The 12,233-nt window shown below is 70.9% G+C and carries 12 protein-coding genes; 6 read left to right on the top strand and 6 right to left on the bottom strand.

Features of this window, described 5'->3' with window-relative positions; all coding sequences use genetic code 11:
- Nucleotides 1–27 precede the first annotated feature (27 nt).
- Nucleotides 28–984 carry a bifunctional riboflavin kinase/FAD synthetase gene (locus ACQYVW_RS15425; protein WP_434947569.1) on the bottom strand — a complete coding sequence of 319 codons (957 nt, stop codon included), beginning with the start codon at nucleotides 982–984 and terminating at the stop codon, nucleotides 28–30.
- A gap of 67 nt (nucleotides 985–1,051) precedes the next feature.
- On the bottom strand, nucleotides 1,052–2,653 hold the full coding sequence (gene murJ / locus ACQYVW_RS15420; RefSeq protein WP_434947585.1) for a murein biosynthesis integral membrane protein MurJ: 1,602 nt from the start codon (nucleotides 2,651–2,653) through the stop codon (nucleotides 1,052–1,054).
- A 197-nt stretch (nucleotides 2,654–2,850) separates the two neighbouring features.
- Between murJ and rpsT the strand changes: the two genes are divergently transcribed.
- Complete coding sequence (gene rpsT / locus ACQYVW_RS15415) at nucleotides 2,851–3,120, top strand: 30S ribosomal protein S20 (protein WP_434932362.1); 270 nt, start codon at nucleotides 2,851–2,853, stop codon at nucleotides 3,118–3,120.
- 190 nt (nucleotides 3,121–3,310) lie between these two features.
- On the opposite strand, the gene cgtA is transcribed toward rpsT, so the two are convergent.
- The 4 genes from cgtA to ACQYVW_RS15395 form a co-directional block, all read right to left on the bottom strand.
- Nucleotides 3,311–4,357, bottom strand: coding sequence for an Obg family GTPase CgtA (cgtA, locus tag ACQYVW_RS15410; RefSeq protein ID WP_434932361.1), 1,047 nt, complete (start codon nucleotides 4,355–4,357; stop codon nucleotides 3,311–3,313).
- A gap of 205 nt (nucleotides 4,358–4,562) precedes the next feature.
- Complete coding sequence (gene rpmA, locus ACQYVW_RS15405) at nucleotides 4,563–4,823, bottom strand: 50S ribosomal protein L27 (protein ID WP_434932360.1); 261 nt, start codon at nucleotides 4,821–4,823, stop codon at nucleotides 4,563–4,565.
- Between the two features lie 12 nt (nucleotides 4,824–4,835).
- Nucleotides 4,836–5,156, bottom strand: a complete 321-nt coding sequence (gene rplU, locus ACQYVW_RS15400) for a 50S ribosomal protein L21 (protein ID WP_434932359.1) — start codon at nucleotides 5,154–5,156, stop codon at nucleotides 4,836–4,838.
- Between the two features lie 86 nt (nucleotides 5,157–5,242).
- Nucleotides 5,243–6,199: a LysR family transcriptional regulator gene (locus ACQYVW_RS15395; protein WP_434932358.1), complete on the bottom strand. Its 957-nt coding sequence runs from the start codon at nucleotides 6,197–6,199 to the stop codon at nucleotides 5,243–5,245.
- 220 nt (nucleotides 6,200–6,419) lie between these two features.
- Between ACQYVW_RS15395 and ACQYVW_RS15390 the strand changes: the two genes are divergently transcribed.
- The 5 genes from ACQYVW_RS15390 (at nucleotide 6,420) to ACQYVW_RS15370 (ending at nucleotide 12,172) form a co-directional block, all read left to right on the top strand.
- Nucleotides 6,420–7,469, top strand: a complete 1,050-nt coding sequence (locus ACQYVW_RS15390) for an aldo/keto reductase (RefSeq protein WP_434947568.1) — start codon at nucleotides 6,420–6,422, stop codon at nucleotides 7,467–7,469.
- A gap of 19 nt (nucleotides 7,470–7,488) precedes the next feature.
- Nucleotides 7,489–8,427, top strand: coding sequence for a PhzF family phenazine biosynthesis protein (locus ACQYVW_RS15385; RefSeq protein WP_434947566.1), 939 nt, complete (start codon nucleotides 7,489–7,491; stop codon nucleotides 8,425–8,427).
- On the top strand, nucleotides 8,357–9,373 hold the full coding sequence (locus tag ACQYVW_RS15380) for a zinc-binding alcohol dehydrogenase family protein (RefSeq protein WP_434947584.1): 1,017 nt from the start codon (nucleotides 8,357–8,359) through the stop codon (nucleotides 9,371–9,373). Before ACQYVW_RS15385 ends, ACQYVW_RS15380 begins: the two co-directional genes overlap by 71 nt.
- 80 nt (nucleotides 9,374–9,453) lie before the next feature.
- Nucleotides 9,454–10,062: a membrane protein YczE gene (gene yczE / locus ACQYVW_RS15375; RefSeq protein WP_434947583.1), complete on the top strand. Its 609-nt coding sequence runs from the start codon at nucleotides 9,454–9,456 to the stop codon at nucleotides 10,060–10,062.
- 73 nt (nucleotides 10,063–10,135) lie between these two features.
- On the top strand, nucleotides 10,136–12,172 hold the full coding sequence (locus tag ACQYVW_RS15370; RefSeq protein ID WP_434947565.1) for an FAD-dependent oxidoreductase: 2,037 nt from the start codon (nucleotides 10,136–10,138) through the stop codon (nucleotides 12,170–12,172).
- The last annotated feature ends 61 nt before the right edge of the window (nucleotides 12,173–12,233 follow it).

Below are 12,233 nucleotides of genomic sequence, written 5' to 3'. Positions count from 1 at the left end.
TGTAGCGCTGGCTGTCGTTGTCTTCGGTCACGCGGTGGCCCGCCCTGGGGTGTGCTGTTGGAGGATGCGACGGGCTTCGCCGGCATCGCGATGCATCTGCGCGACGAGCGCCGGCAGGTCGGAGAACTTTTCTTCATCGCGCAGTCGTGCGACGAACTCGACCTCGATCCGGCGCCCGTAGAGGTCGCCGTGGAAGTCGAACAGGTGCGCTTCGAGCAGCGGTTCGACGCCGCCCACCGTGGGCCGGGTACCGAAGCTGGAGACCGACGGCCACGCCTCGCCGCCGTCCACGCCATGCACGCGCGTGGCGTAGATGCCGCGCAGCGCCGGCACCTTGCCGCCGTAGCGCAGGTTGGCGGTGGGGTAGCCGAGCGTGCGCCCGAGCTGCTGGCCGCGCACTACCCGTCCGGACACCGCATAGGGCTTGCCGAGCAGGCGGGTCGCGGCGTCGAACTCGCCCGCGACCAGCGCCTGGCGGATACGCGTGCTCGAGACGCGTTCGCCATCCAGGTGCAACGGCTCGATCTCACCCGCGGTGAAACCATGCCGCGCACCTTCGGCGCTCAGCACATCGATATCCCCGGCACGCCGGTGGCCGAACCGGAACTCCGGGCCCACCCAGACCTCGCGCGCGGCCAACCGGGCGGCCAGCACCTTCTCTACGAACGCCTGCGGCGGCATGGCCGCGAGCGTGGCGTCGAAACGCAGCAGGCCGACGCAGTCGATGTCCAGCGCGGCCAGGGCTTCGATCTTGGCGCGTGCCAGGCTGAGCCGCGGCGGCGGGCTGGCAGGGGCGAAGAATTCGCGCGGCAGCGGTTCGAAGCTCAGGGCCACCGCGTCCACGCCGAGCGCGCGTGCGCGTCCCACCGCGTGGCGCACCAGAGCGCGATGACCGAGATGCAGGCCATCGAACGCGCCGATGCAGACCACACTGCCGTTGGGGCACAGCGGCCCGCCGTCGACGTCGCGAAACAGCCTGCTCATGGGAACCGCGGAGTATAGCGGGCGGCCCGGGCGCCGGGCTGCCGCCGGCGAAGCGGGAGCGCCCGGTTCAATGGCGCAGGTCGCGAGGGCGGATGCCCTGCAGCCAGAGCGCCGCCACGTAGACCAGCCCGCCGCTGCCCACCACGACCGCAAGCTTCCACACCCGCTCGCTCCAGTGCCATGTGGTCCAGCCGCTCCACGCCAGCAGCAGCGCCGCCACCACCGCGGCCATCGCCAGGCTGGCCACCACCAGCTGGCGCCAGAACCGGCCCCAGCCCGGCTGAGCGCGGAACACCTGCGCCCGCCGCAGGTACCACCAAAGCTGCAGCGCATTGGTCCATCCGGCCACCGCAGTCGCCAGGGCCAGGCAGGCATGCGCGCCCGGCAAGGCCTTGAGCGCGGCCCCCAACTCGCCGCCGCCCGCCGCCCAGGCCTGGCGCCCCGGCCCGGTCAGCCACAGCAGCGCCGCCAGGAACAGCGCGGTCGCGGCCAGGTTGGCCGCGACCGCCACCAGCCCCGCCTTCACCGGGGTCCGGGTGTCCTGGCGCGAGTAGAACGCCGGCGCCAGCACCTTCACCAGCAGGAAGGCAGGCAGCGCGGTGGACAGGGCCAGCACCGTCAGCCGGGCCATCTGCGTGTCGTGGGCGGTGAAGCGGCCATGCTGGAACAGCGTGGCCACCAGCGCCTCGGCGGAGAGCATCAGGCCCAGACAGGCCGGCACCGCGATCATCAGGCACAGGCGGAAGCCCCAGTCGAGCGCCTTGGAATAGCCTTCCGGATCGGCCACCGCGTGCCGGCTGGACAGGTGCGGCAGGATCACCGCGCCGATCGCCACGCCGAACATGCCGAGCGGGAATTCCAGCAGGCGGTCGCCCAGGTACAGCCAGGTCACGCTGCCGCCGATCAACATCGAGGCCACGACGGTGTTGAGCAGCAGGTTGAGCTGGGCCACGGACGAGCCGAACAGGGTCGGCACCATCAGCTTCATCACCCGCCGCACGCCGTCGTGCGCAGCCCCCCAGCGCGGTCGCGGCAGCAGTCCCAGCCGCGCCAGCGAAGGCAGGTGGAACGCCAGCTGCAGGATGCCCGCGGCGAACACGCCCCAGGCCAGGGCCATCACCGGCTGCTGCATGCGCGGGGCCAGCGCCAGCGCCGCGGCGATCATGGCGATGTTCAACAGCACCGGCGACAGGGCCGGCACGGCGAAATGCCGGTAGCTGTTGAGCACGCCCCCGGCCAGCGAGGCCATCGAGATGAACAGCAGGTAGGGGAAGGTGATGCGCAACATGTCCGTCGCGAGCCGCCCCTGCTCGCCATCGGCATCGAACCCGGGGGCGAACACCCGGATCACCCAGGGCGCGGCCAGCACCGCCAGCGCGGTCAGCACCAGCAGCACCGCCAGCAGGGTGCCGGCCACGCGGTCGACCAGTTCCTTCACCGCGGCGTGGTCGCGACGCTCGCGGTACTCGCTCAGCACCGGCACAAAGGCCATGGAGAACGAGCCTTCGGCCGAGAGCCGGCGCAGGAAGTTGGGGATGCGAAAGGCGACCAGGAAGGCGTCCATGGCCGGGTTGGCCCCGAACACGGCCGCGTAGACCTGGTCGCGGACCAGCCCGGAAATGCGCGAGATGAAGGTCATCGCGCTGAACACCGCGGTCGAGCGCAGCAGCCCGCCCCGGCGCTGGGCCGGCGGCGCGTCGCCTGGCGGAAGGGCGGGATCGGGCTGGCTCACGCCCTGCTCCCGGGGCGTACGGCCCTGTTGACCCAAGTGACTGAATCCCCCATAATTTCCGGCTCCGTCTTTCCGAAACCCGGCCACTGCCGGTTTTCGCCGTTCAATTCCATACCCGTTTCCAGGATCCCATCGTGGCCAACATCAAGTCCGCCAAGAAGCGCGCCAAGCAGACCGTCGTGCGCAACGCGCGCAACACGGCCCAGCGTTCGCAGCTGCGCACCGCCGTCAAGAAGGTCATCAAGGCCCTCGACGCCAACGACGCCGCCGGCGCCGAAGCCGCTTTCTCCATCGCCCAGCCGCTGCTCGACCGCTTCAGCTCGCGCGGCCTGATCCACAAGAACAAGGCCGCCCGCCACAAGAGCCGCCTGACCGCCCGCATCAAGGCGCTCAAGGCCGCCTGATTCCCGGGCCGCCCTGCTGTGGAGAAACCCGGCTCCGGCCGGGTTTTTCGTTTCTGCAGCCAGGCGAACCCCGATGACAGCGTGCGTCCGGCCGGCGCCAGGCGCGCGGACCGGCGCCGGCCGCAAGGCCGCGCCCGCGCGTGTCCGCGTGGATCCGTGATCGAGGTAGACGCCCGGCCGCATGCCGCGCTCAGTCGCCGAAGTCCGCCGCCGCCTCGCGCTCGCCGCGCGCCAGTTCGTCCAGGTGGCCCTGCACCTTCAGCATCACCTCGCGGGTGCCTTCCCGCGCCAGGCCCGACACGATGAACCAGGGCCCGGTCCAGCCGAGCTCGGACACGATGCGCCCGGCCAGCGCGCGCGCATCGTCCGCGGGAATCAGGTCGGCCTTGTTGAGCAGCAGCCAGCGCGGCTTGTCGAGCAGGCCGGCGTCGAACTTGGCCAGTTCCTTCTCGATCGTGCGGACCTGCTCCACCGCGTCGCTGCCGTCCAGCGGCTCGATCTCCACCAGGTGCAGCAGCAGGCGCGTGCGCTGGATATGGCGCAGGAACAGGGCGCCCAGGCCGGCGCCGTCGGCCGCGCCCTCGATCAGGCCGGGGATGTCGGCGATGACGAAGCTGCGCGCGGGCTCCACACTGACCACGCCCAGGTTGGGATACAGCGTGGTGAACGGGTAATCCGCCACCTTCGGCGTCGCCGCCGAGACCGCGCGGATCAGGGTGCTCTTGCCGGCGTTGGGGAAGCCCAGCAGGCCGACGTCGGCCAGCAGCTTGAGTTCCAGCCGCAGGGTGCGCTCCTCGCCCGGCGTGCCCGGCGTGGACTGCCGCGGCGTGCGGTTGGTCGAGCTCTTGAAATGCATGTTGCCCAGGCCGCCCTTACCGCCCTGGGCCACCAGCAGGCGCTCGCCGTGGCGGGTCAGGTCGCCGATCACTTCGTCGGTGTCGACGTTGTGCACCACCGTGCCGGTGGGCACGGCGATGAGCACATCCTCGCCGCCCTTGCCGTACATCTGCCGGCCCATGCCGTTCTCGCCACGCTGGGCGCGGAACTGCTTCTGGTGGCGGAAGTCGACCAGGGTGTTGAGGTTCTCGTCTGCCACCAGGTACACGCTGCCGCCGTCGCCGCCGTCGCCGCCGTCCGGGCCGCCGAGCGGGATGAACTTCTCGCGCCGGAAGCCCACGCAGCCGTTGCCGCCATTGCCGGCGGTGACGGTGATTTCAGCTTCGTCGACTAACTTCATGGGATTGGGGATTCGGGATTGGGGATTCGGAACAGCGTTGCGCAGTCTACCGGCAGGCCGACTTCGGCAAAGGGCAGACGGGATGGAATCCGCTTTTTCGAATCCCCAATCCCGAATCCCCAATCCCGTCGTTCTGGCGGGCCAAGCCCGCCAGAACGAAAAAGCCCCGCACGCGGCGGGGCCTTCGCTCGGCTTGGGGCGAGGCTTACGCCTGCGCCACCACGCTCACGGTGCGACGCTTCTTCGGACCCTTGACGCCGAACTCGACCTGGCCATCGACCAGCGCGAACAGCGTGTGGTCGCGGCCCAGGCCCACGCCCGGACCCGGATGGAACTGGGTGCCACGCTGGCGCACGATGATGTTGCCCGCTTCGATGGCCTGGCCGCCGTAGATCTTGACGCCGAGATACTTCGGGTTGGAGTCGCGGCCGTTGCGCGAGGAACCTACGCCCTTTTTATGTGCCATGACTGCTTCTCCTTACTTCTTGTCGCCACCGGCGATGCCGGTGATCTCGATTTCGGTGTAGTGCTGGCGATGCCCCTGCCGCTTCATGTGGTGCTTGCGGCGGCGGAACTTGATGATGCGCACCTTGTCGGCGCGGCCGTGGCCGACGACCTTGGCGGTGACGCTGGCGCCCTTGAGCGCGTCGCCGACCTTGATGCCGTCGCTGTCGCCGAGCATCAGGATGTTGTCGAAGCTGATCTCGTTGCCGGCTTCGGCCTCGAGCTTCTCGACGCGGAGCGTTTCGCCCTGCGCCACGCGGTATTGCTTACCGCCGGTGACCAGTACTGCGTACATGTGGAGCCTCTGTAGGTGTTCGATTCTGTAGTTATTGTTTGATCTGCACGCCATCGAGGGCGGACAGAAGCGGAATTATATGGGTTTCAGCGACTTGCGTGCAAGTCGCCGCCCAGCCCGCCGCGGATGGCCCGCCAGGGGCCCGCCCACGGCGGCTCGGCGAAGTAGCCGGCCAGATGGTCGACGAAGGCCCGCACCCGCGCCGGCACCAGGGTCCGGCCCGGCATGACCGCGTGGATGCCGGTGGCCGAGACCGGGTGCCGCGGCAGGACGACCCGCAGACGCCCGTCGGCCAGGTCCCGATGCACCTGCCACACCGAATGCATCGCGATCCCCAGCCCGCCCACCGCCGCCTCGCGCAGCGCCTCGCCGTAATTGCTCTCGAAACGCCCGCCGACCCGTACCGCCAGCGGCTCGCCATCCGTGCCGGTCAGCGGCCAGCTCTCATGCCGCCCGTCGCGACCGCTCAGGAGCAGGCAGTCGTGGTGGGCGAGGTCGGCAGGCGTCTGCGGCTCCCCGCGCCGGCGCAGGTAGTCCGGCGAGGCGCACAGCACGCGTTCGTTGTGGGCCAGCTGGCGCGAGACCAGCGAGGAATCGTCGAGCCGCCCGATCCGGATCGCCAGGTCGTAGCCGGCACCGACCAGGTCGACGACGCGGTCGTCGAGGTGCAGGCTCACCCGCAGCCCCGGATGCTTCGCGAGAAAGCCGGGCAGCAGGGCGGCGATGTACTGGCGGCCGAACGAGGCCGAAGCGGTGACCCGCAGCGTGCCGGTGACTTCGCCGCCGCGCTGCTTGAGCCGGTCGCCCAGCGCGGCGAGTTCGTCCACGAGCGCGCGCCCCTCCTGCGCCAGCGCCAGGCCTTCCGCGGTGGGATGCAGCCTGCGCGTGGTCCGGTGCAGCAGGCGCACGCCGAGGTCGCGCTCCAGGCGCTTGAGCCGCTGGCTGGCCACGGCGACCGACAGGTCGAGCTGCCGCGCGGCCGCGCTGATCGAGCCCTGGTCGAGTACCTGCAGGAACAGGGCGATATCGCCGACGCGGTCCATGGCTGTCAACAATCCATTGAAAGTGCTTCTCCATCTTCTCCATTTTTCATCGAGAAGCAAACGGCGACAGTGGGCGCCCTTCGTCGCAATGCCCGCGTCCATGCCCGCCCCGGCCGCCTCCCGCTCGCGGCCCCGGCGGTTGCCTGGTTCGCCCGGCGCGGCGCTCCCGCATCCACGTCCTGACCGCCGGTGTCGCCCGGCACCACGACCGGAGACCCCCATGCAATACCGCTCCCTCGGCACGTCCGGCCTGAAGGTCTCGGCACTCGGTTTCGGCGCCGGCACCTTCGGCGGCAAGGGCCCGCTGTTCTCGGCCTGGGGCGACACCGGCGTCGACGAGGCATCTCGCCTGGCCGACATCGCGCTCGATGCCGGCGTCACCCTGTTCGACACCGCCGACGTGTACTCGGACGGCGCGTCCGAATCGATCCTTGGCGCTGCGCTCGCGGGCCGCCGCGACCGCGTCGTGCTCTCGACCAAGACCGCGCTCCGCCTCGGCGACGGACCCAACGACGCGGGCGCCTCGCGCCATCGCCTGCTGCGCGCGGTCGACGCCTCGCTCGCACGCCTGCGCACCGACTACATCGACCTGCTGCAGCTGCATGCCTTCGATGCGAACACGCCGCTGGAGGAGACCCTCGACACGCTCGATGGCCTGGTACGCGCGGGCAAGCTGCGTTACTACGGCGTGTCGAACTTTTCCGGCTGGCAGCTGATGAAGGCGCTGGCCATCGCCGACCGGCGTGGCCTCACGCCGCCCATCGCGCACCAGGCCTACTACTCGCTGGTCGGCCGCGACTACGAGTGGGAACTGATGCCGCTGGCGCTCGACCAGGGCATCGGCACGGTGGTCTGGAGCCCGCTGGGATGGGGGCGGTTGACCGGCAGGATCCGCCGCGGCCAGCCGCTGCCCGAACGCAGCCGCCTGCACGACACCGAGGCCTTCGCGCCGCCGCTCGAGGCCGAACGCCTGTACCGCGTGGTCGATGCGCTGGACGCGGTCGCGGCGCAGCTCGATGCCAGCGTGCCCGAAGTCGCACTGGCCTGGCTGCTGCGGCGGCCGACCGTGTCCACCGTGCTGGTCGGCGCGCGCAACGAGGCGCAGCTGCGCGAGAACCTCGGGGCCGCCGCGTTGCCGCTGTCGCAGGAACACATCGCCCTGCTCGATGCCGCCAGCCACGTGCCGCCGCCCTACCCCTACTATCCCTACTGGAACGGCATGTTCACCGAGCTCGCACCGCCTTCCGTGCCCCTGCCCGTCGCCGGCTGAGCCGCCCCCGAGAATCCACATGGCATCGCAACTGCTGCGTTACACCGCGTTCTCCCGCGATCCCGCCGGCGGCAACCCCGCCGGCGTCTGGCTGGGCGAGCAGCTGCCCGACGCAGCGCGGATGCAGCGAATCGCCGCGCAGGTCGGCGATTCGGAAACCGCTTTCGTCGCCGCGCCCGGCGCGGACGGCCGGCGTCCCACGCGCTACTTCAGTCCCGAGGCCGAAGTGCCGTTCTGCGGCCATGCCACCATCGCCGCCGCCGTCGCCCTGGGCGATCGCGAAGGCGATGGCCGCTACGTGTTCGCCACGGCCACCGGCGACATCCCCGCGCAGGTGTCGACGCATGCCGGGGCGCGCATGGCCAGCCTGGTCTCGGTGCCGCCTCGCCACGAGCCCGCCCCGCCGGCGCTGCTGCGCGACGTGCTGGACACGCTGGGTTGGCGCGAGGCCGAACTCGATCCCGCGATACCGCCCGCGCGCGCCTTCGCGGGTGCCTGGCACCTGGTGCTGGCCGCCGCGGATGCCGCGCGCCTGGCGCGGCTGGACTACGACTTCGCGCGCCTCAAGGCGCTGATGCTGGGCGACGGCCTCACCACGCTGCAGCTCGTCTGGCGCGAATCGCCCACGCGCTGGCATGCGCGCAATCCCTTCCCCGTCGGCGGCGTGGTCGAAGATCCCGCCACCGGCGCCGCGGCGGCCGCGCTGGGCGGCTACCTCCGCGATGCCGGCATCGTCATGGCGCCCGCGCGCCTGGAGATCCACCAGGGCGCGGCGATGGGCCGTCCGGGCCTGCTGCGGGTCGACATCCCGGCTGCCGGCGGCATCACCGTGTCAGGCGATGCCGTCGCCCTTCCTTCCCCCACACGGATATCTCCCCATGAGCACCATGCGAGCGGTCGGCCTGCGCCGCTACCTGCCCATCGACGACCCCGATTCCCTCATCGAGCTCGAGCTTGAACGCCCCGTGCCCGGCGCGCGCGACCTGCTGGTGCGCGTGGAAGCGGTGTCGGTCAATCCGGTCGACACCAAGGTGCGCGCGCCCAGGCCGCAGGTCGAAGCGCAGCCGCGGGTGCTGGGCTACGACGGCGCAGGCGTGGTGGAGGCGGTCGGCAGCCACGTCACCGGCTTCCGCCCCGGCGATGCGGTGTATTACGCGGGCGACATCACCCGGCCCGGCAGCAACGCGCAACTGCAGCTGGTGGATGAACGCATCGTCGCGCGCAAGCCCGCATCGCTCGATTTCGCGCAGGCCGCGGCGCTGCCCCTGACCGCGCTCACCGCCTGGGAGCTGCTGTTCGACCGCATGGGTTATGCGTTCGAAGGCGGTGGGGCCGGCCGCAGCCTGCTGGTGATCGGGGGCGCCGGCGGCGTGGGTTCGATCGCGATCCAGCTGGCGAAGCTTGCGGGCTTCCGCGTCGTCGCCACTGCTTCGCGCCAGGAAAGCGCCGACTGGTGCCGCGAGCTGGGTGCCGACGAGGTGGTCGACCATCGCCAGCCGCTGGCGCCTCAGCTGCAGTCGCAAGGCATCGATGCGATCGATGCCGCGCTCAACTTCGCCGATACCGACCGCTACTGGACAGAACTCGGCGAACTGCTGGCGCCGCAGGGCCGCGTCGGCCTGATCGTGGAGCCGGTCGGCGCACTACGCATCGGCGATCCCTACAAGGCCAAATGCATCGGCATCCACTGGGAATTCATGTTCGCGCGCCCGCGCTTCGGCACTGCCGACATGGACCGGCAGGGGAGGATCCTCGCGCAGGTCGCGCAGCTGGTGGACGAGGGACGCCTGCGCGGCACGCTGCGCGAGACGCTCTCTCCGATCAGCGCCGCCAACCTGCGCGAGGCGCACCGGCGCCTGGAATCGGGACGCAGTATCGGCAAGCTCGCGCTCTCGGGCTGGTAGCCGCGATGGCTGCGCAACGCAGCAGGCCGCGGCGCGCAACGCCGCGCTCCGTCTTCCTCCGCCACACTCCTTCCATGACCCTGCCTCCCCTGCTGGCCCTGCGCCTGTCGAAACTGCTGTCCGGCGTGTTCCTCTACGGCTTCGCGATGAGCCTGATGGTGCGCGCCGGCCTCGGCGTGGCGCCGTGGGACGTACTGAACCTGGGCCTGGTGCGTCAGACCGGCCTGTCGTTCGGCACGCTGACCGTCCTGATCGGCGTGGGCGTCCTGCTGCTGTGGTGGCCACTGCGGCAGCGACCAGGACTGGGCACCGTGCTCAACGCGCTGCTGGTCGGCCCCAGCGCGCAGTTCGGGCTCTGGCTGCTGCCCGATGTCCACGGCGTCTGGCAGCAGGTGTTGGTGTTCGGATCCGGCCTGCTCCTGCTGGCCCTGGCCACCGGGCTGTACATCGGCGCCCGCTTCGGCCCCGGTCCGCGCGACGGACTGATGACCGGGCTGCACGCCCGCACCGGCTGGCCGGTGTGGGCGGTACGCAGCGGCATCGAGGGCTCGGTGTTGCTGGCTGGCTGGTGGATGGGCGGCACGGTGGGCCTGGGCACGCTGGCCTTCGCCCTGCTGATCGGGCCGCTGGTCGGACGCACCCTGCCCTGGTGCGAAACCCGGCTGCCGCCGCGTCCCGCGCTGGCCTGAGCCCACGGCGGCGACTTGCCGCCGTCCGGGATTCGCGGCATGGTGCGCGATCCATACGGCAGCGTATTCCGCCATGATCGCCGACCGCGACGACGCCACCGCCTATCCGCACCTGTTCGCGCCGCTGGACCTGGGCTTCACCACCCTGCGCAACAGGGTGCTGATGGGCTCGATGCATACCGGGCTGGAAGATCGCAAGCGCGACTTCCCGAAGCTGGCGGCGTACTTCGCCGAACGTGCGGCCGGCGGCGTGGCGCTGATCGTCACCGGCGGTTTCTCGCCCAACTTCGAGGGCTGGCTCACGCCCTTCGCCAGCCGTCTGGCCTGGCCCTGGGAGGCGCGCAAGCATCGCCAGGTCACCGATGCCGTACACGGGCACGGCGCGAAGATCTGCCTGCAGCTGCTGCACGCCGGGCGCTATGCCTACCACCCGCTGTCGGTGGCGCCTTCGAAGATCAAGTCGCCGATCACGCCCTTCGCCCCACGCGCGCTCAGCGCGCGTGGCATCGAACGCACGATCGATGCCTACGCGACTGCCGCGCGCCTCGCCCGCGAGGGCGGCTACGACGGCGTGGAGGTGATGGGTTCGGAAGGCTACCTGATCAACCAGTTCCTCAGCGCGCGCACCAATCGCCGCGACGACCGCTGGGGCGGCGACGTCTCCGCGCGCATGCGCTTCGCCACCGAGATCGTGCGCCGCGTGCGCGAGGCCTGCGGGCCGGACTTCATCATCATCTACCGGCTGTCGATGCTCGAGCTGGTGCCCGACGGCTCCGACTGGAGCGAGATCGTGCAGCAGGCGCGCGCGATCGAAACCGCCGGCGCCACGCTCATCAACACCGGCATCGGCTGGCACGAGGCGCGCGTGCCGACCATCGCCACCTCGGTGCCGCGCGCCGCGTTCGCCGGCGTCACCGCCAAGCTCAAGCCACATGTCTCGCTGCCGCTGGTGGCGACCAACCGCATCAACATGCCCGACGTGGCCGAAGCGGTGCTCGCCTCCGGCGGCGCCGACATGGTGTCGATGGCGCGGCCGCTGCTGGCCGATCCCGAATGGGTGAACAAGGCGCGCGCGGGCATGCCGCAGGCAATCAACACCTGCATCGCCTGCAACCAGGCCTGCCTGGACCATGTGTTCCAGCGCAAGACCGCAAGCTGCCTGGTCAATCCCCGTGCCTGCGCCGAAACCGAGCTGAACTACCTGCCGGCCAGCACCCGCAAGCGCGTGGCCGTGGTCGGTGCGGGCCCTGCCGGCCTGGCCTGCGCAACGGTCGCCGCCCAGCGCGGCCACGACGTCGTGTTGTTCGATCGCGCCGACCGCATCGGTGGCCAGTTCAACCTGGCGTGGAAGATCCCCGGCAAGGAAGAGTTCGGCGAGACGCTGCGGTGGTTCGGGCATCGCATTCGCGAAACCGGCGTCACGCTGCGCCTGTCCACCGACGCCACGCCCGATGCACTTTCGGGTTTCGACGAGATCGTGCTGGCCACGGGCGTGAACCCGCGCCGCGTCGACTTCGAAGGCCACGATCATCCGAAAGTGGTCGGCTACCTAGACGTCCTGCGCGGTCACGCGGTGCCCGGCCGCCGCGTGGCCATCGTGGGCGCTGGCGGCATCGGTTTCGACGTCGGCGAGTTCCTGGTGCAGGACAAGCCGTCGCCGAGTCTCGATCCGGCGCTGTGGATGCGCGAATGGGGCGTCGATCCGGCGTTCGAGAGCGCCGGCGGCCTGCACCCGCCACGCGTGGCGCCGCCCTCGCGCGAGGTGTGGCTGCTGCAGCGGAGCCCGGGCCGCCCCGGCGCGCGCCTGGGCAAGACGACCGGCTGGATCCATCGCAGCACGCTCAAGCACAAGGGCGTGCGGATGATCGGCGGAGTCGAGTACGTCGCCGTCGACGACGAGGGCTTCCATCTGCGTGTCGACGGGCAGCCGCAGCTGCTGCCGGTGGACCATGTGGTGGTCTGCGCCGGCCAGGAACCCGAGCGCAGCCTGCTCGCCCCTCTGCAGGCGGCCGGGCGGCCGGTCCATCTGATCGGCGGCGCCGAGGTGGCGGCCGAACTCGACGCCAAGCGGGCCATCGCCCAGGCCTGCCGGCTGGCGGCGGCGCTCTAGACCGCCGCCGGTTCCCTGCAGCACAGCGGCCAACCCGCCATGACCGCGTCAGGATCTGAAG

The sequence above is a fragment of the Luteimonas campi genome, assembly GCF_051162505.1.
In the GTDB taxonomy this organism is placed as follows: Bacteria; Pseudomonadota; Gammaproteobacteria; order Xanthomonadales; family Xanthomonadaceae; genus Luteimonas.
The sequence above is the reverse complement of the archived record's forward strand: the minus strand, read 5'-3'. Positions and strand labels throughout refer to the sequence as shown.

Excerpts from the sequence above, each read along its gene's own strand:
- ACQYVW_RS15425 (WP_434947569.1), bottom strand. The coding sequence starts at position 984 with ATGAGCAGGCTGTTTCGCGACGTCGACGGCGGGCCGCTGTGCCCCAAC.
- cgtA (WP_434932361.1), bottom strand. The coding sequence starts at position 4,357 with ATGAAGTTAGTCGACGAAGCTGAAATCACCGTCACCGCCGGCAATGGC.
- rpmA (WP_434932360.1), bottom strand. The coding sequence starts at position 4,823 with ATGGCACATAAAAAGGGCGTAGGTTCCTCGCGCAACGGCCGCGACTCC.
- rplU (WP_434932359.1), bottom strand. The coding sequence starts at position 5,156 with ATGTACGCAGTACTGGTCACCGGCGGTAAGCAATACCGCGTGGCGCAG.
- ACQYVW_RS15395 (WP_434932358.1), bottom strand. The coding sequence starts at position 6,199 with ATGGACCGCGTCGGCGATATCGCCCTGTTCCTGCAGGTACTCGACCAG.
- ACQYVW_RS15390 (WP_434947568.1), top strand. The coding sequence starts at position 6,420 with ATGCAATACCGCTCCCTCGGCACGTCCGGCCTGAAGGTCTCGGCACTC.
- ACQYVW_RS15385 (WP_434947566.1), top strand. The coding sequence starts at position 7,489 with ATGGCATCGCAACTGCTGCGTTACACCGCGTTCTCCCGCGATCCCGCC.
- ACQYVW_RS15380 (WP_434947584.1), top strand. The coding sequence starts at position 8,357 with ATGCGAGCGGTCGGCCTGCGCCGCTACCTGCCCATCGACGACCCCGAT.
- ACQYVW_RS15370 (WP_434947565.1), top strand. The coding sequence starts at position 10,136 with ATGATCGCCGACCGCGACGACGCCACCGCCTATCCGCACCTGTTCGCG.